We start from the raw sequence: 17,920 nt of genomic DNA, 5'->3' as shown, positions 1-17,920 counted from the left end.
GATGAGGACTATATCAAATCTTGCGTCTGCCTTATTGGATAAGGTAGCGCACCGGTCCCAGTTTTCGCTGACGACTGTACTGCTCATGCTGGTTTTTAGTTTTCATATGTTTAGTTTATCGGCTCAGACGCCCCGCAAGGACAGCGGGGCGGATGGGGCCTTAGTAATCTCCGGTACTGTAGTGTCGACAGCGGATGGCAAGCCGATCGAAGGGGTGTCAGTTCAGGCCGAGGGGCAAAAGGAGAGGACTTCTTCCAAAAGTGACGGCTCCTTCCGGTTGCCGGTCTCCAAAGCTCAGAGCACTGTTTCATTTTCCCATGTGGGCTTCAGGCGTTTAGAATTGCAATACACTGCTGGAGTATCGATGACTGTAAAATTGATACCGCTGGAGAATCAATTGGAAGAAGTGGAGGTGGTCTCCACAGGTTACCAAAAGATTCCGAAGGAAAGAGCAACGGGGAGTTTTGCTCAGGCGGATATGGGGTATTTTAATAGCCGTCCGTCTACAACGGTGCTTTCCAGATTAAAAGGACTGGTTAGCGGTCTCCGGTTTAATAACGAAAAGGAGATTTCCGTGCGAGGGCAGAGTACGATTTTCGCGAACGATCAGCCTCTGATTGTTATGGACGGATTCCCGTACAGCGGTGATATTGATATGCTCAATCCGGAGGATATCGCTTCGGTTGATGTACTCAAAGACGCGGCCGCGGCCAGTATCTGGGGAGCACGGGCCGGCAATGGTGTAATTGTAATATCGACCAAGAAAGGGAATGCAGGCCAGTCCGCGTCAATTTCTTTTGGATCGCGCTTATCAATCTCGGCAAAACCAAATCTGAAATATGCTCCCAACTACATGGATTCCAAGACGTATTTGGCAGCTGAGAAGCTGCTTTTCGAAAATGGGAGATATAACACATCATTTGATGACACACAGAATTATCCTGTGATTTCTCCCTATGTGCTTTTATTACATGAGGGCAAAACCGCAGAGGCCGAGGCACTGGCAGCGACACTAGCTGGTAATGATGTTAGAGATGATCTTTCGACGGCATTTTATCGCAACCGGCTGCTGCAAAATTATGACTTCAGTGTCTCCGGCGGCTATGGTAAAGGACAGTATTATACCTCCATTGCCTATAATAAGGAATTACAGAGTTTAAGGGAGAACCAGTCGGATAGGCTGTCGGTCAATCTCTCGAATACAATTTCCCTAACCGACCGGATCAAATGGGCCATAGGACTCAACTATATTAAAGCAAAAAATTCGGTAGATAATACGTTAGCGGAAATGATTTCGGGAAATGGGTTATATCCTTACTCACGTCTTTGGGACGAGCATGGTAATCAGATCCCTCTCTATCCGATATTTAATAAGTACTGGATAGATGAATATGCTCCGCATAAAGGTTTCCTTGACTGGACATACTGGCCTTTAGAGGAACTGGGACGTACCGAAAACATGACGAATAATCACGATATCCGCGCTTATACATCGGTAAACTTGATACTGCTAAAGGGACTTGTAGCTGATATAAGTGCACAGATACAGCAAAGCTTTTCGGAAAATGATCTTGTGGCACCGGTGGACGCTTTTATGACTCGTAATCTGATCAATCAATATGCTAAACTACAAGCCGGACAAGTGGCCGGGTTCAATATTCCCAAAGGGGATATTGCTAGTTTCTCAAAGGGCCGAACGAGATCTGCAAATCTAAGAGGGCAGCTTACATACATGAAGAAAGCCGATAAGTGGAGGGTGGATATGTTACTGGGCGCTGAGATTTCCCAGACGGGGCACGGCTCGGATTATTTTAGGCTGTATGGTTACGATGCGGATATCCTGACGGCCCAACCTGTTGACTATACGTCTTACTTTAGTCTAGCACCTTACGGTACTTCTGCGGCAGTTCCAAATTATAGTGGCCAGAGAAAGGGCGTGTCGAGGTTTGTTTCTTCTTATTTCAATGGCTCATTTGATTTACGAGATCGCTACGTACTTTCTTTGAGCGCCAGGGTCGATGGGTCCAATTATTTTGGCGTAAATGCAAATCAAAAATTGGTTCCGCTCTGGTCTGCTGGGTTTAAATGGAGACTGTCAAAGGAGCCATTCTTTGAGATAGGAATTTTGGACAAGCTCGATATAAGAGCTACGTATGGTTATAGTGGGAATCTGGCTTCCAATCTGACTGGTATTACCACATTGACTTATCGGAGCAACGCGAGTATAACGCGTTTGCCCTACGCAGTCATGGCTAATCTTGGCAACCCGGATCTACGCTGGGAACGGATCGGGCAGGCAAATTTTGCTTTAGATTTCCGTCTGGCTGGCAGCCGGTTTGAAGGAAGCCTAGAATACTACATGAAAAATGGAAAGGATATGATCGGAGATAAACCTTTTGCTCCGAGCAGTGGAGTCCGTTTCATGAGAGGTAATTATAGCGAAATGTCTGGGCATGGGATGGATGTTAAGTTAATGGCAGATGTCTTGAGAGGAGAGGCGCTGAGCTATCGATCTGACTTGTATCTCAGTTATACCTATGATAAGGTAAATGCTTATGATAATGGATCTGCATTGGTCACTAGTTACACCGCCGATGACAATATTCCTCGTGTGGGTTTTCCGGTTCACAGCTTATTTAGCTTCCAATGGGCGGGTTTAGATCCTGTGAACGGCGATCCCCGTATTTTGGATGAATATGGAAACCCGAATGCTGATTATAGTTCGGTGCCCGGTACTCTAAGGGTAAATGATCTTGTTTATGGAGGAATGAAGCGAGCGAGGTATTTTGGCAGCTGGATTAATCGGATTCGGTACAAGAATTTGGAGATTGGAGCAAGTATACTGTATAAGCTGGGCTATGTATTTCGTAAGCCGAGCCTTTCTTACACACAGCTAACGAGTTCAGGAAGAATCTTGGGCCACTCCGAGTTTGATGATCGCTGGCAGAAACCGGGCGATGAGCTAAGGACCGATGTCCCTAGCTTTAGGTATCCTGTGAGTAGCGGCCGGGATCAGCTATATCAGCAGAGTACGATCAATGTTGGGCAAGCGTCGCATGTACGTCTGCAGGATGTATTTTTTTGCTATAACCTCCAACCGAGGATCGGGAGTAAAAAAACAGCACTTAAGCTGTCATGCCAGCTCGAAAATTTAGGACTATTATGGAAGGCAAATGATTGGGGGTATGATCCCGATTTTATTTCAGATAACGGTAATCCCCTTTCTGCTCATCCAGCACCTTTTCAGGTGACATTTGGAGCATCCTTAACTTATTAAACAATAAATATGGTTATGAAATTTCTTTTTAACATAGTAATAGTCTTGACGACTGGTTTCTTCGGCTGTTCAAGTTCATGGCTTGAAGTTAAACCTGACCAGTCACTTGTCGTGCCGGGGAATGTAAAAGACTATCAGGCATGGTTGGACAATGTTTCTAAATTCAATGTCTCCAATGCGTTTGGAAATCTGGAAGTAATGGCCGACAATCTTTATCTTCCCGACGAAACGTTCAATGGTTTGAGCTCCTCTGTAGTACGTAATGTCTATTCTTGGGCACATGGCGGTACCGATTTCTATGATGGCGCAGGCAGCGCGAGCTGGGACGATACATACAGCAAATTATTAGAGATCAATGCCGTTCTCGAAGGCATTGACAAGGTGGATAGGAGTAGTAATCCGAACGGATGGGATAATGTCAGAGGAAGCGCACTATTTTACAGAGCTTTTTATCACTATGCGCTGTTGTCAGAATTTTGTCGGTCCTATAGTGAGGACGATCCGCTGGGGATTCCACTTCGCACATCATCCAACGTTAACGACAAGATGGTACGTAGTTCGTTAAAAGAAAGTTATCGATCTGTACTTAGCGATCTTGAGACAGCGGAAAACCTCCTTCCAGTCACGCCTGAAAATAAATTGAGACCGTCACGCATGGCCGTCTGGGCGTTATTATCAAGGATTTATCTGGCTATGTCCGACTATGCGACTGCACTACGATATGCGAAGTTCTGCTTAAGCAATAATGACGTATTGTTGGACTATAACACCTTAGATGCAACAGCAGTTTTTCCGTTTGACCGATTCAATGATGAAGTGATCTTTTCACTATATATTGCCAATCCGTCAGCGCTGTCACAAAGTAATCATGTGATCGATAGTAACCTTTATCGTTCATATGTACCAAATGATCTTCGGAAAGAATTGTTTTTCCGAACGAATGCTGGCCTCCCACGTTTCAAAGGTGGCTACTTTGGTGTTGCCAACTGTTTTGTTGGTCTTGCAACAGATGAAGTGTATCTAAACACAATAGAATGTCTTGTTCGCGGAGGGAAATTGAATGAAGCTGAGATGCTCTATAATAAATTTATGTCGAGCCGCTGGAAGAGCGGTCAGTACAGTTCAATAAATTTTAGAGACTCTGAAACGGCACTTACAGTTGTACTTGAAGAAAGGCGCAAATCATTGCTGTTTAGATGTCTGCGACTACCCGATGTCAAGCGACTGAATAAAACAACAGCTCGCCATGTCTGGATGACGCGAAGATTAAACGGGAAAGAAATCGTTTTGGCACCGAATGACCCAAAGTATGTGTTACCGATTCCCTTACAGGAGTTATTATTAAATCCAATGCCCCAGAATCCAAGATAAATGAAAACAATATATATAGCTTTACTGATACTGTCAAACATGTTTTTTGTGCTTTCGGCGCAAACGAAGACAAGTTTTACAATTGATCTACAAGGTTTTGATGAATATGATCATGCTGTAGCTACGATTCAGCGCTTAGATGAAGAACCCGATATGCTGGTGGAGGAATTGGAGCTGACCAATGGCTATGTCGCGCCGCTGGTGAATGGCGGTGGTAAAATTACGGTCGATAACGTACCTGATCACTTCATAATGTCTTTAAATTTCTACATAAAGGAGTCCAAATATAGATTTATAACGAATTGGTATGTAAATCGCACGGACAGTATCGCTATCAAAAACAACCGATCTAAAAATAATTTTGATCGAGTCACTTTCTGCGGTCGGGAATCCGCTCTATTTGATTTGCAGTATAAACTGGATGGGTTAATCTGGAACAGGGTGGATTATTCACGGTATGCACAGAAATTGTCTTATTTTAAAACTGATCTTGCCCGTTCTTTCGATTATGAACGCGTAGTGGACTGCAATATAGAGGTAGGTAGGCTGGTACACGGGAGCGCGGTGGAGACTGCTGCAAAACAGTGGATACTTATGAACATGTTTTACAAATTGTACTACAGCCGCTTCATTAAGCCACTATTTGTCTCTTTCAAAAAAAATGACCCTAAGCATAGAATGCAGGTTAAAGAGTTGCTTGATATTTTTAGATCGCATTACTTGTCTGCGATCCATGAGAAAAAGGCGCTTTCAACCGATTATATTACTTTTTATCTTTATTATCGAGCATTGGAGGCAAAATGCTTTCCAATAGATAATTTAGTAGATTATCGAGTGAAACAGCTTCAACATGATTTTCAGAATGAAAATCTCGAAAAAATGGCCTATGCATACCTGGCTGGATCCTTCTACTTTATGAATACAGATGATAGGTTAAAAGTACTCAACTGGATAAGTTCTATATCAAAATCCCCCAGACGATTAGCCAAGCTAGAAGAAATGAAAGCAATTGCTCCTGGTATGCCTTTCCCTGAATTTGAGTTAACTGATCTCAGCGGGAAGCGCTGGCGCAAAAATGAATTACAGGGTAAAGTGGTATTCTTTGATTTTTATTATACGGGATGCAGTAATTGTGCGAAATATTATCAGTTTATTGTTTCCAAAGCTGAAGAGCATTTTTTTAATAATCCTGACATAGTGTTTGTAAGTATAAGCATTGATAAGAAAATGGAGGTATGGAGGAAATCGGTCGAGTCAGGACAATATAATTCGGAAGGGAGTCTAAAATTATATACTAACGGGATGGGAGAAGCTCATCCCCTAATCAAAGATCTTCGAATAGTGGGATATCCCTTTCCGATAATTATGGGAAGAACTGGACTTATCGAAACTTCAGATAGTTCTTTGTTAGGAATAGGTGCTTCAAAAGCCGATGGGCTAATTAGCACTATCAACAGGGCATTGGGACAATAAATAAAGGCCGGTCTGAACCGGCCTTTATAGTTAATTTGAGGGGGCTTGATATTCACCTGCAACAGCTGAATTTGGTACGATACTCGCGCCCATTGGAGGCGCCTGTCCTATGGTTGGATTAGCTGTGCCAAGATCCCATTCTCTGGAACATTCTTTTGAATTGTCCGAATTACAAAGCTCCACATCATCTCCCTGATATACAAAATCATTGGGATTTGTTGATGGAGAACCAGTTGTATTGTAATAACGGTGAATACCTGCCAATTTTTTACCATTGGCCGCCTTTTCTGTAAACGACTGCGTCAATACTGCAGTTCCCAAAATTGCTACACCCAGTAGCATTTGCCCATATTTTTTTAATTTAGTTTCCATGGGTTTAATTTTTAATGGTTATTAATTTTGTTTTTAACAGGGCATAGAGTCCCGCTATCAGCCAGATGAAATTAAAGACGATATGCGTTTTCCAGCCCATCGATTCGATTACACCGCCACAATGACAAAGCTTTTTTTCTACGAACTTGACCATCAGACTGAGGTAAAGGGTAAATACACCCATTAATAATGTCGATGCCCAGAGTGCCGAGCGCTTGATCCAATATACAGGGATAATGAGCAGGACAGCCAGCACAATCTCCAGGGAGGGGATGCCATAGCCGATCACTTTCGCATACTGGCCTAGATGGGGGATCTTGCTATTGCCTTTAATAAAGGTGTCCATATTATTGAATTTGGCCCACCCAGTGTACATGTACATAAAGGCATAGCCAAAGATGATCAGATCAGGTAAGCGAATATACATCCAGCGTGCAGCCCGGCGGATTGAACTACCGCGTTTTGTGGAGCTCGCAGGGTGATCCTGTTGATATACCGATATATTGATGCGCTTTTCCATAAGCTTGTACATATTGCTGTTGTAATTTTTTTCTTTGCTGCGGAGCCGCCTGCCATGGCCGACGGATTTCCTGGGTAGTCCTGCTGCTTACCGACATCGCGGGAACAGGGCAAATTTTCTTCTGTGATGTTTCATAATTCTGTTTTTTATTGGGCAGTCCGGAGCGCACAGCTTTTACCTGTACTTTTACTTTCTTCGATTGGATGCTTGTCTTCGATGTGCTGCATCCGACCTGCTATTACAAAATTCAGTAACACCGACCGGTATATTTTGGGATTTTGAGCACTATGTTTTGGGTTTACAAGCCCAAATTATTGGGATTTGGAACCCAAAAAATTGGGCTTCCAACTTTTTGATTTCGCGAATGATCCGCTAGCCCCCCTGCAGATGCGAGTGATGATGGCATCTGCGGCACAGCTGGGCAGTGTGCAAGCCATACCGAAATGACCTGGCAAATACGAAAGTGTGACGGGATAAATGTAACCTTGTGGCGAGCGGCAATAATAACTATCTTTAAGCTAGCCAAGTGACTTTCAAAAATCAAGATGGAGAAAAGTAAGTCCTATTTGCCCCTGATGATCGGCGGTTTTCTGTGTTTGTTTCAGACAGGATGCTCCATGAACCATGGTCACTGTAAGAAAATGAAGTTTCTTTCTCTTTCTTCGTCAGACAGTGGTGACGGTCTCTATATTACGGTATTATCCGATAAATATCAGTCCACATCTTTTGTGTCCGATAGCAGAAGGTCGCTAAGACAAACAGGCTTAAATAAACAAGATAGGATAGAAGTAATAAATGAGTACTTATGCTTTTACAAAAATCAAAATGTAAGTAATCAAAAATTTGCATCTAACTTCGGGAGAAGTAGTAATCGCCTTAGATTAGTAGAGGAAAAAGTCGAATTTCCAATCGAGGTAGAGGCATTATATTCGCTGACCAGTATGTTGTTTGATGATAACGTGCCAATATCCCCGGTTCTTATTAACAAAAAAACGGGGGAAAACTGTAACTTTAAGAGACATGATCTGGATAAAGTTTACGAAATTTATAGGACTTGGTTTAGCCGGATGAAAAACAGCGGATTCTCTGATATGAAATGGCCATTAAAAAATTCAGACTACATGTGGCTGGGTGAGGATGTTGTTGATCATATTGAAACTTTGCTCAGAAAAGAGATATAAATTAGAAAGACAAACTGGGTTTTAATTATTTAGATAACGCAACAAGAGGGTGCAGCTCCTTTAATTCCAATGACTTAACCGACCCAAATGATAAGACCAATAAGCAGAAGAAATCAAATACGGTTTATATGTTAATCAGAATAAAGAACTCAGTATTAATTTTTATAAGTCTTTTCTTTATGGGATGTAGCTCGAGTAAAAATTTCACCACATTTTCAAAGCAAATTTACAAGGCTCAAAAAGGTAAAAAAAAGTGTGGCGTTTCTCCAAAACTATCATTCGAAAGTAGAAAAAAACTGGCCGACACGATTGACTTCATCGATTATAGTAATGATACAGTTTATTGCCTTGAATCTTATTATATAGAAACTGGTGAATATTATGGCGCGATATGGACAAAGAAAGGGACTGTGGAATTCAAAGTCCATCTGAACAACCTCGAATATGGCCAAAATTTTTTTATCAAAAGACTATACAAGATGATTGAAAATTGGGATCTCCCAGCATTAAGAAAAGCTGAAAGAGAATCAAGTGGTATGTTTGGAGGTGGTGTAATGAGCGGAGCCAAAGTAATCATTGATGGCAATTTTAGAATGGACTGTGTCCAATTTGATGAATTCTTTAATCTAAAGTTAGATAGAAAATAGTGAAATGGTTTTATCAGTCTCTTGCCTTAAACCGTACACAAATGTTAGTGTAGAGCTTTGCGAAGCTCCGAAGGCTATATCTCTTTTATATCAATGAGTTATTTTAAACAATTTTTTTGCAGTACTGAGCCTGAATACTCAGTAGTTATCGAAGATGACGATAAGGTTTGTTACGCCTACTTATACTTCAATAAGGAGATCATTGGAGATGTATGGTTGTATAATAACGTAGAGAGTCCTGTCACTATAAAGATTCCCGCTCACGGATGATACGGCGGAGCAGCTCTTCGCTGATTCCCATGAACTGGGCAAGCTCCTTGTGCAGGATGTGCTGCCGCAAATCGGGATACTTGTCCAATAAAAAATCATACTTGTCCTGATTGTGGAGGGAAAGGAGTTTGTGCCTATAGTCCAGGTACTGCTGCTGTCTGGCCATCATCTTGGCGTATAAGAAAAAGACTCTGGGATTGTGGGCATTGATCTCCATAAACTGCGAGAGGGAGCTGCGCAAGGTATTCCCCTCTGTGATCGCCACAAAATGATAGCTGTGCTTTTGAATGGGGATCATCAACGGCTCACCCGCAATGGCGTAGCGGACGGGACAGGTCTTTTCGTATTTGCCAAAGATGCCGTTGACTATCAGATAGAGTTCACCACGGTCATTGATCAGCTGCTCGCCACGCTCAAAGCGCTCCTCATCAAAGATGCTGGCCAATTCGGGTATATCTTTCTGCCAGCTTGCATGGATGTCTTTAAAAAATAGGTCCAAAAGATCTTCTTTACTTTTCTTCATAATTAAGTATTTGGCTATTTGATGGTCTAAAATAAGCCGACAATTTACTAAAGGTGGATGACGATGTCAATTTTAGGGAAATAAAGGTCGATTTGAGGGACGAATGTCCTAAAATAAGGGATGAATAGGGGACGACACGGCTTTCTCTTCCAAAGAAGGGGCGTTTGTCCCAAAATATGGCCTTATTTCCCACGAATCTTTTATTTAAAAAGCAAATTTCATCTTTGTCTCGCTGGCCGGCACGATGAGTTATCAGAGCCTCGAAGGAGGCAGCGAGACAGACCTGACTCGGATGGTTACAGGTCATAAACCGAGAATTACGATGGAAACCGAAATGCAAACAATGGATGCTGTCATCTTGGAAGGAATTTCAATCCTGGACTTTTTTTCAGAAGATCCGCCATTGATCGACTTGGGCGATGATAAATGTTGGCCTGAGTCATTTTAAACATTCATCTACAGATGAGGCTAGGGAAGACGCGATCTTCTCTGGCCTAATCGAGTAACCATTTTGATTTAAACAACTTGTTGATTTATGGAATTACAACAAACAAACGACTTACACCGCTTGCTATGGCTGGCCAATGTACAGCAGTTCTTTCCGGATAAAGCATCTAGTCAAATATGGAATGACTATGCGGCTTGGCGAAAAAATAGGGATGCGTTTCAGCAATTGTATCAGCGTTTTCCGCTCCGGCGTCTATACGACCTGGAAATTCCGGATCTTGGAGTGGATCCTACGGGAACAATACTGATTACATTCCACTATGGGCCGTATAGACTGTTGCCCAAATTACTGGTGCGCTTAGGGTATCGGGTGTCTTTATTGGCGTCAGCTCATATCCTGCAGAGAGAGATGGCCTATTACAGAGCAGAGCTTGAGGAGGCTGGTTCTGCGACCGAGCTATTGGAGTGCATCGACGCCAATAGCCCCAGCTCGCTCAAAAAGATCGTCTCCGGAGTGCGCAACCGCCGTGTTGTCATCGTCATGCTGGATGCTAATGAAGGTCTGCAGCAGCCTGCTGCAACGCCCGGTAAATATACATTGGCAGTGCCTTTCGGGAATCACTACTTGTGTTGGCGGACCAATATCGTCAAACTGGCGGCAAGATTTCAAATCCCTATGTTTTGCTCTTTTATGAAGCGCGACCATAGTGCACTTCAATGGGGGATACACCCCTTGATACCCATCATGGATGCGGTGGGTGACGATTCGGCAGATCAGCTGATACAGGCACTGTCTGCGTTGCAACTGGCCTTCCAGCGGATGATGAAACAGGGATGGATTTACTGGGAAAACTGGGCATTTATACATCAGCACACGAGCCCCACCGCCAGCGAAAAGAAAGGGATGACCGCTGCGGGAAGCTGGCTTATACCCTGGGTATATCAGCAAAACAAATATTTGTTTGATGTATATAATAGACAGTTCTTTAAAATAGAGGATTGATTTCCTTAAAGTTAATTATTATGTTTGGTTAAAAAACTTAAACATATGAAATCAAAACTCTCTTTAGGCGCTATTCAACGTAGCTTGTTGCTGCGGATGGGTATTACATTGGCCATTATGCTCATTGGCCTGACTTTAATTAACGTGGCCAAAATCGATCGCTTCACGCCATTGACCTACGGGGTATATGTGCTGCCTCACGTGGCTTATTTTTGCCTGCTATACGTTGGCTATAGCTATGCGGTGGGGCGTAACAGCTATGCCTGGCTTGCCTGGCTGCTGATGTTTATTGCTGTGCTATCAGCGTATACGGCCGTGAAGTACTATTACTATGAACTTGTCACGCAGTTTATCGATGGTTTTTCGGCTCCTTGGAGACCTGAGCATCGGCCTGTCCTGATGGCTAAGATCATTGGCGGACTGCTGTTCTTTGCCCTGATCCTTGCTGCAGATTATCTGGTATGGGAATGGTATGTGATTAGGATTCAATTTAAAAACACACAGGTCCAGCTCAGGAATCTGTCTGATGTACAGCTATTGTCCGGACATTTTCTGCGGCGACTATACCATATGCTGGATGGAAAGCCGAAGGCCATCCAGGCCAGTAGCCTTCGCTTTTTTCAGTATATCAGCGATAAGATCACGCATCCTCAGGTATTGGTGCCGCTCCGCGAAGAATGGTCCTACCTAAAATCACTGATCTCTTATTGCCATCAGCGGAAATTTGTGGTCCAAGGGGAGGAGCTGCTGGACAGGCAGCTCCTCAACCGCTCGCTGCCGACGCTGTCTATCATGACTTGGATAGAAAACGCCGTGGCATATAGCCCTGCAGATCCTAGCGAATTTATCCTGTTGAGATGGACAAAATTGAACCACGGTATACAGCTCCTTGTTCGTAACAGGATAGCAGCGGTGGATATAGAGAAAGGTACAGGGAAAGGACTGGAGCTGGTCAACCGGCTATTTGAAACGATGAAAAATCAGCGGATCGAACTGGAATACGTGATAGAAAATAGACAATACTTTTTGGTTAAACTGACTTTTATTTACTGATAGTATGGCAAAGTACGACGTTGTTATTATAGATGATGATCCATATGATGTGAGGATGGCCGAAAAAGCATTTCGGGAGATCAAACAAGTTGGGGAGGTGCGAAGCTTCGGGAAAGCGATAGAGGGATTTAATGCCATTATCGAGAATCCTCCGGATGTGCTACTGCTCGATGTGGAAATGCCACAGATGTCGGGGCTGGATCTTTATCAGACCTTGCCGTCTGACAAGCGTCCGCCGGTGATCTTGTACACGAAAACCGAACAATATGCCTACGAAGGGATTAAGCTTGCCGTAGCCGATTATCTGATCAAACCGGTCAGTTTCCCTGACCTGTACGTGGCTTTTAAACGTGCCCTGGAGCAGAACAATATCCATATAAAACTGGATATCCACCTCGAACCTAGTGGCAAATGGTTTCGCTTCAAACATATGGACCGCTTGATCAAGTTCAGTGATATTGTCGCATTGTCTTCGGAAAAGAACTATGTTGTTTTTCATCTCCGGCAGGCAGAGGATGATTTCCATTATCGGCTTACCATGGCCGAAGCGGAGGGCATGCTGCCCAAAAGTAGATTTGTGCGGGTACATCGTGGCTTTATCGTGAATGTCGATTTTGCATCCAAGATCGTTGCCGGTCAACTGGTCTTACCGGACCGTTCGGATCTGAGGATCTTTGTCAGTGGAGAAGGAGTGCGGCGATTGCACGCTTTTGGTTAAAGTACGATCTTTTATAAACCCTAAATAATCAAGTATGCGTAAAAATCAGTACCTCAGGGGCTTTTCCATAAGCCCCCAGCAAGCTCATGCTTATCGCTGGATCTTGCTGGAACTCATGGCAACACGGCGCAAGCTGGCCGCTTACCTCGACCTGCGCGAGGAGATGGAGCAGGAGCAGGTGGTGCTCCGCGATGCCGAATATGTTAAATCGTATGTGGGTATCTCCACGGAGACGCTCTATCGCCTGCAGCGGGACGGCTATATCTGTGTGGCCAGACGGGAACGCAACAAGCGCTACTACCGAGACAGCGATGTGGAGCGGCTGTGGCAGCGTTACCGCGGATAATCCGGCCGGGTCCTCTGATTTTTACCGGTATGCTTTTACTTTCTTCGGACGTCTTCCTGCCAGGGGAGACGTTTTTTATTGGCCCTGATTTTTTTCCATCACGTAGTTGGTCAGCCTGACCCCACGTCTGATGACCTGCTGCTCCTTGACGACACGATAACCGCGACTTTCAAAAAAGGGCTTAGCCGTGATCGAGGCATGTGTGGTAAAACGGGGCGTGTCAACGGCATGCTCCAGCGCGTCACACAATGCCGTGGCGATCCCCTGGCCCTGGTAATCTTTGTGGACAAATAAGCGGTCCAGATAGCCCACATCGGTCATATCACCGAATCCTGCAATTTGTTCATCGATAATGGCAACAAGCGTATGGTGCGCCAGAAATGAGCTGTTCCAGGCAGCTAGATCCAGCTGGCCGCTGGCCCATGCGTCGAGCTGCTCAGGGCTATAGTCCCGGGCGTTGACGGTATGTACGGTGTCGTAAAATAACTGGCTGATCTGCTGCAGATCGGATGGCTGGTAACGTCGTATTTTCATTGCTGATGAATTAGCTTTCAAAAATAGTATAAATATTTCGTATGGACTTTCTTCGGACATACTTCGGACCAACTTCGCCCCGTGATGCAGTTTTCATCGGATGGGCATCGGGATTTCATCGGGAAAATTGCATCAAAACCCGATGCGACCCCGATGAAATCCCGATCAAAAGCCGAAGCTGCTTCCCATTTGGTCGCCTGTATAACCCAATAATCTATCCTGAATTTGAGGCTATTTTCACGCCGGATTTTGGCCGCATTGAGGTGAAAAATAGCAGGCATTCGGTCGTCCATCGGTCAGAAATCCGAGGCTTCCCGGTCAGTAATCGGTCTACTTGTTTGTTGCTATTTGTTGTTGATTTAAAGTGTTTTATGTTTGTTATGTCAATCACAGGTACCGGTACAAACCGTGATGATCACATACATATGGGAACTATTGTAAATGGAGCTAATGGAGGCTTTAAGGGTAAAGCCGGCTCAATTATCGGAAGTAGTTGGAAGAGTATCAATTACATCAAAGGGCTGTATAAAAAACGGACCAAGCCCGCGACGGAAGCACAACTGATGCAGCAGGAAAAATTTAGGACGCTGATGCGTTTTCTGCTGCCGATCAATGTCTTTCTGAAGATTGGTTTCGGACTTAAAAATACGAATAAATTGACACCAATCAATGCGGCATTTCAATTTAATCTGGACCGTGCCATCACGGGCAGTTATCCGGACTACAGTCTGGATTATTCAAAAGTGGTGATCGCGGATGGTTCGCTCTATGGCGGCGGAACGGTGGGCGTAGCCTACGATGCGGGTGACCTGACGTTTAGCTGGAGCACGGGTGCCAGCGATACGTTCGAAACATTTGCGGATGATATGGTCTATGTACTGGCCTACCATCCCGAACGGGACGAGTTTATCTCCGCACCGGCACCGGGGACGCGCGCCAATGGTGAGGTGACCTTTACGGTACCTGAACACCTGGCGACAGGCTCGGTGCACACCTGGATGTTTTTGTCCAACCGGACCAAAACGAGGGTATCCAAAAGTGTGTATCTGGGCGAGGTACAGCTGATCTAATTTTAAAACCTGGGCTGGGCCGTTCTGGCCCGGCCCTTATTTGCAGAAGGTAATTATGACTAAAAAGACAATCAGCCCGGGACAGCAACGGGCGCGGGACTCCTTTAAAGCTGCTGTGGATTTTTTGGCTCCGCTGCATGGACTGGTCAAAAAGGGCTATGGCGAATTGGCAAGGCGCAAAAAATCGCTGGCTGCAGGACTGGCCCTAGGCCACACACTGCAAGTGGCCATAGGGCTGCGCCCCGAGGGGCCCGTCGTGGATCCCGCTCTGGTGCGGCTCAGCGATGGTAGTCTGCCGGGCATCCGTGTGGAACGCCTGATCCGGCATCCGGACCGTTTTGAACTGGTCCATGATGGCTTTTGCGATGCGCCGTTCAGCGGGGATGACCGCCTCATACTCTGTGCGTATCAGGTGGAAAAAGGCTATGCTTTTGTCAACGAACGGATCTGGCAGCGTCAGGAGGGACGGGTCGTCGTGCCGATTCCGGAGGGATTCAGGAGCGATGGGTTCCACCTCTACGTGCTGCTGTCGGACAGGAAAGAACTCCGCTACGCGCGGTCTAATTATTTGGGTTATTCAACAGTATGAACACAAAACATGTCCTGCTGCTCCAACGGAAATATGGAGCACGGGGAACCAACGGCAGCCTGACCTATCTGGGCGAACATATCTGCCACACCATTGAGCTGCCCGACCGTAACAACATCCCGCGGATCAGCTGCATCCCTACGGGGCAGTATAAATTGGAAAAACGGCGCTACCCCAGGCATGGGGAACAGATCGGTATCCCGCATGTCCTAGGACGCGAAGCGATATTGATCCACGCCGCCAATGATGCGCTTAGGGAGCTGCAGGGCTGCATCGCACCGGTCACTACGCTGACCGGCGAAGGGCGTGGTGACCACAGCGGCAAAGCGCTGGCCCGCCTCAAGGCTCTGGTGTACAGCTTGTGGGATATGGGGGATGAGGTGTATTTGAATATTCGATAAATGAAGGGCCTGAATAGATCATTGCATTATTAGGTGTATGAAAAAAATCTTAAACAAAATCGGACGGCTGCTGCAGGTGGTCCTGACGGCTCCCGTAAAACTGCCGGCCAAGGCAGTGAATGTATTGAAGTACCTGGCCTTGGGGCTGGGTATATTGGAAACAGTCATCGACGAAGAGAAACCGCCACCGGAACAGCAGGGGCAGCGGGGACAGAGTGCTGAGCGCATGGAAGCGTCCGTTAGAAATAGACCCGCTGGGGCCTCTACGGACAAGGGGGGCGCAGCTTTACAGGCCACTGGAGGTGCCGCTGCACAGGCTGCAGGGGACGAGTCTGGTCAGCTGGACGTGACCGCGCATGATGATGCCGGAGGGCCCGGAGAAAGGAGCGGCGGCGATGAGGGTGAATGATATCCGTATCTCGGCCGTCGGCGGCACCCTCTGCTCCATCTGGGCCAGCATCTCGCTGGGGGATGTGCTGCAGACCGTGCTCACAGCTGCACTGGGCACACTGGTCAGCTTTGTCACCAGCTGGCTGCTGGGCCGCTACGGCCGCAAAAGGCCACGACGGTAGGGCTTAGCTTGCCCCATTTAACAAAAATTAGCCGTTTGGATAATTCCCAAACGGCTTTTCAATTATAGCGATCAGTTGTTTATTTTGCGCTGACTATTTCTCCCACCAGACCTTGGTATGGAAGTCATCTCCGCCCATCTGCTCGACGGCTTTGGCGTAGTTATCCGGATTAAAGCGGCGTACTTCATTTTTGTACATAAACCGTGTCGGCATGACGCCATTGTAAAACATATACGGCGTCTTAGGTAATTTAGGATAGCCCGTACGGCGGTACTCAAACCACTGCTGGTAGTCCACCATAAAGAGGCCTAAATATTTTTGAAGCATAATCCGCTCCAGCGTGCCATTGAATTTGGCTGCTTCATTGGCAAAATAGTCTGCCGGAACTTTACCTCCATATTGCTCGATCGATGCACGTACACCCTTTTCGTAGGCTGTTTGTGCCTCGGCATCCATGCCCAGCGACAGATAGACTTCGGCTTTGATGAATTCAACCTCTGAATAGGGCATCAGGATCTCCTGGATAGGGGTGCCGACCGCCTCTGGGTACATGAGGTCACCATTTGGGGTGCTCGGATTAAATTTATAAGCGGATAGGTCGCCGGAGTGTCCCGCAGGTATCCCTTTATAACCTATTTTTACGGGTTTGCCGTTGACCATTTCGGTCGCCTCGGTCATGATAAACGGACGGCGCGGATCATTCAGGGTGTTTAGATTATCCACGAAAAATTCGGCCATCGCCGTAAAATTGACATAATCCTGCCGTCTTCCCCAGGCATAATCGTAGGGTGACAGACCTGTGATCTTTACGATGGCAGCATCTTCATTGGAAGTAAAGATCGGATACTGTGCGGGGTTATCCAGGATGTTTTTGATCTTTGCCGCCGCTGGAATGCGTTTGGACTGGCGCAGGTAATAGCGCAACAGGAGTGAGTTGTTGAATTTGCGCCACAGCTCTTTCTTGTTGTTGTAGAGCAGGTCACTTCCAGTCATTGCTTCCTCGCCGGCATACAGCGTGTTTGCGGTCTCCAAGGCTGCGATCATATCCGCGTAAATCTGCTCCTGCTTGTCAAACTTGGGCTGGTTGATGTGCTCTTCGGCACGGAGTGCTTCGGACATCGGCACATCGCCAAAGCTATCGGTCAACAGGCCGGCAATATAGGCCTTTAAGGTGGTGGCCACGGCCTTGTAAACGGCTTGTCCGCTTGTTTCGGCTGCCGATTCCATCTCGCGGATATTCCGAAGGTACCGGTAACAGGTATTCCATGTACCGTCGCCGGAGGTTTCGGTAAAATAATACCGGTGTACGCCATTGGCCGCACTCGGATTGGCCAGGCCGGTCTGCATGATTTCCCAGGTAAAGTCGTTGCTCCGTACAGTGAAATAGGTTGACATGCCGTATACCGTAGGCGTAATTAATGCACTGGGGGTCACATTTTCGACTTTGTTGGGATCAGTATTGATTTCATCAAAGTTTTTGGTACATCCCTGCAGTCCGACCATGGCCGACAACAGAAGTGCAATGCTGATATGTTTGATTTTCATTGGTCTCG

At 45.9% G+C, this 17,920-nt stretch carries 19 protein-coding genes; 13 read left to right on the top strand and 6 right to left on the bottom strand.

Annotation, left to right across the window (positions count from 1 at the left end; all coding sequences use genetic code 11):
• Position 1: 1 nt before the first annotated feature.
• The 3 genes from K7A41_RS19915 to K7A41_RS19905 are packed head-to-tail and all read left to right on the top strand — an operon-like array spanning position 2 to position 6,121.
• Positions 2 to 3,277, top strand: coding sequence for a SusC/RagA family TonB-linked outer membrane protein (locus tag K7A41_RS19915; protein ID WP_265715129.1), 3,276 nt, complete (start codon positions 2 to 4; stop codon positions 3,275 to 3,277).
• A 15-nt stretch (positions 3,278 to 3,292) separates the two neighbouring features.
• Positions 3,293 to 4,648, top strand: a complete 1,356-nt coding sequence (locus K7A41_RS19910) for a RagB/SusD family nutrient uptake outer membrane protein (RefSeq protein WP_265715127.1) — start codon at positions 3,293 to 3,295, stop codon at positions 4,646 to 4,648.
• A complete protein-coding gene (locus K7A41_RS19905; protein WP_265715125.1) occupies positions 4,649 to 6,121 on the top strand; it encodes a TlpA family protein disulfide reductase in 1,473 nt (490 codons plus the stop codon).
• Positions 6,122 to 6,151: 30 nt separating this feature from the next.
• On the opposite strand, the gene K7A41_RS19900 is transcribed toward K7A41_RS19905, so the two are convergent.
• Complete coding sequence (locus tag K7A41_RS19900) at positions 6,152 to 6,493, bottom strand: hypothetical protein (RefSeq protein WP_265715123.1); 342 nt, start codon at positions 6,491 to 6,493, stop codon at positions 6,152 to 6,154.
• A 4-nt stretch (positions 6,494 to 6,497) separates the two neighbouring features.
• On the bottom strand, positions 6,498 to 7,025 hold the full coding sequence (locus K7A41_RS19895; protein ID WP_265715121.1) for a DoxX family protein: 528 nt from the start codon (positions 7,023 to 7,025) through the stop codon (positions 6,498 to 6,500).
• 533 nt (positions 7,026 to 7,558) lie between these two features.
• On the opposite strand from K7A41_RS19895, the gene K7A41_RS19890 reads away from it, so the two are divergent.
• Together K7A41_RS19890 and K7A41_RS19885 are read left to right on the top strand one after the other, a co-directional pair.
• The gene (locus K7A41_RS19890; RefSeq protein ID WP_265715120.1) at positions 7,559 to 8,194 is read left to right on the top strand and encodes a hypothetical protein; all 636 of its coding nucleotides are present in this window, start codon (positions 7,559 to 7,561) and stop codon (positions 8,192 to 8,194) included.
• Between the two features lie 128 nt (positions 8,195 to 8,322).
• Positions 8,323 to 8,841, top strand: coding sequence for a hypothetical protein (locus tag K7A41_RS19885; protein ID WP_265715119.1), 519 nt, complete (start codon positions 8,323 to 8,325; stop codon positions 8,839 to 8,841).
• Between the two features lie 244 nt (positions 8,842 to 9,085).
• Here the strand turns inward: K7A41_RS19885 and K7A41_RS19880 are convergent, their stop codons facing one another.
• Positions 9,086 to 9,634: a hypothetical protein gene (locus K7A41_RS19880; RefSeq protein ID WP_265715118.1), complete on the bottom strand. Its 549-nt coding sequence runs from the start codon at positions 9,632 to 9,634 to the stop codon at positions 9,086 to 9,088.
• 535 nt (positions 9,635 to 10,169) lie between these two features.
• Between K7A41_RS19880 and K7A41_RS19875 the strand changes: the two genes are divergently transcribed.
• From K7A41_RS19875 to K7A41_RS19860, 4 genes are read left to right on the top strand one after another with little or no spacing between them, the layout of a single operon-like run.
• On the top strand, positions 10,170 to 11,084 hold the full coding sequence (locus K7A41_RS19875; RefSeq protein WP_265715117.1) for a hypothetical protein: 915 nt from the start codon (positions 10,170 to 10,172) through the stop codon (positions 11,082 to 11,084).
• A 45-nt stretch (positions 11,085 to 11,129) separates the two neighbouring features.
• Positions 11,130 to 12,137, top strand: a complete 1,008-nt coding sequence (locus K7A41_RS19870; protein WP_265715116.1) for a hypothetical protein — start codon at positions 11,130 to 11,132, stop codon at positions 12,135 to 12,137.
• A 4-nt stretch (positions 12,138 to 12,141) separates the two neighbouring features.
• A complete protein-coding gene (locus tag K7A41_RS19865; RefSeq protein ID WP_265715115.1) occupies positions 12,142 to 12,855 on the top strand; it encodes a LytR/AlgR family response regulator transcription factor in 714 nt (237 codons plus the stop codon).
• A gap of 34 nt (positions 12,856 to 12,889) precedes the next feature.
• Positions 12,890 to 13,201: a MerR family transcriptional regulator gene (locus K7A41_RS19860; RefSeq protein WP_265715114.1), complete on the top strand. Its 312-nt coding sequence runs from the start codon at positions 12,890 to 12,892 to the stop codon at positions 13,199 to 13,201.
• 75 nt (positions 13,202 to 13,276) lie between these two features.
• Here K7A41_RS19860 and K7A41_RS19855 read toward each other — a convergent pair whose 3' ends face one another.
• Both K7A41_RS19855 and K7A41_RS19850 read right to left on the bottom strand, forming a co-directional pair.
• Positions 13,277 to 13,735: a GNAT family N-acetyltransferase gene (locus K7A41_RS19855; protein WP_265715113.1), complete on the bottom strand. Its 459-nt coding sequence runs from the start codon at positions 13,733 to 13,735 to the stop codon at positions 13,277 to 13,279.
• Positions 13,736 to 13,752: 17 nt separating this feature from the next.
• Positions 13,753 to 14,028, bottom strand: coding sequence for a hypothetical protein (locus K7A41_RS19850; RefSeq protein ID WP_265715112.1), 276 nt, complete (start codon positions 14,026 to 14,028; stop codon positions 13,753 to 13,755).
• Between the two features lie 132 nt (positions 14,029 to 14,160).
• Here K7A41_RS19850 and K7A41_RS19845 point away from each other — a divergent pair, with 132 nt between their 5' ends.
• The 4 genes from K7A41_RS19845 to K7A41_RS19830 are packed head-to-tail and all read left to right on the top strand — an operon-like array spanning position 14,161 to position 16,204.
• The gene (locus tag K7A41_RS19845; protein ID WP_265715111.1) at positions 14,161 to 14,805 is read left to right on the top strand and encodes a DUF6266 family protein; all 645 of its coding nucleotides are present in this window, start codon (positions 14,161 to 14,163) and stop codon (positions 14,803 to 14,805) included.
• Between the two features lie 55 nt (positions 14,806 to 14,860).
• Positions 14,861 to 15,394, top strand: coding sequence for a DUF6266 family protein (locus K7A41_RS19840; protein WP_265715110.1), 534 nt, complete (start codon positions 14,861 to 14,863; stop codon positions 15,392 to 15,394).
• Positions 15,391 to 15,795, top strand: a complete 405-nt coding sequence (locus tag K7A41_RS19835; RefSeq protein ID WP_265715108.1) for a DUF5675 family protein — start codon at positions 15,391 to 15,393, stop codon at positions 15,793 to 15,795. Before K7A41_RS19840 ends, K7A41_RS19835 begins: the two co-directional genes overlap by 4 nt.
• A 37-nt stretch (positions 15,796 to 15,832) precedes the next feature.
• The gene (locus tag K7A41_RS19830) at positions 15,833 to 16,204 is read left to right on the top strand and encodes a hypothetical protein (protein ID WP_265715106.1); all 372 of its coding nucleotides are present in this window, start codon (positions 15,833 to 15,835) and stop codon (positions 16,202 to 16,204) included.
• 256 nt (positions 16,205 to 16,460) lie between these two features.
• Here K7A41_RS19830 and K7A41_RS19825 read toward each other — a convergent pair whose 3' ends face one another.
• Complete coding sequence (locus K7A41_RS19825) at positions 16,461 to 17,912, bottom strand: SusD/RagB family nutrient-binding outer membrane lipoprotein (protein WP_265715104.1); 1,452 nt, start codon at positions 17,910 to 17,912, stop codon at positions 16,461 to 16,463.
• Between the last annotated feature and the right edge of the window lie 8 nt (positions 17,913 to 17,920).

Source organism: Sphingobacterium sp. InxBP1, assembly GCF_026191775.1.
GTDB lineage: Bacteria > Bacteroidota > Bacteroidia > Sphingobacteriales > Sphingobacteriaceae > Sphingobacterium > Sphingobacterium thalpophilum.
Note: the sequence above shows the minus strand (reverse complement) of the source record. Positions and strands in the feature narration are given on the sequence as shown.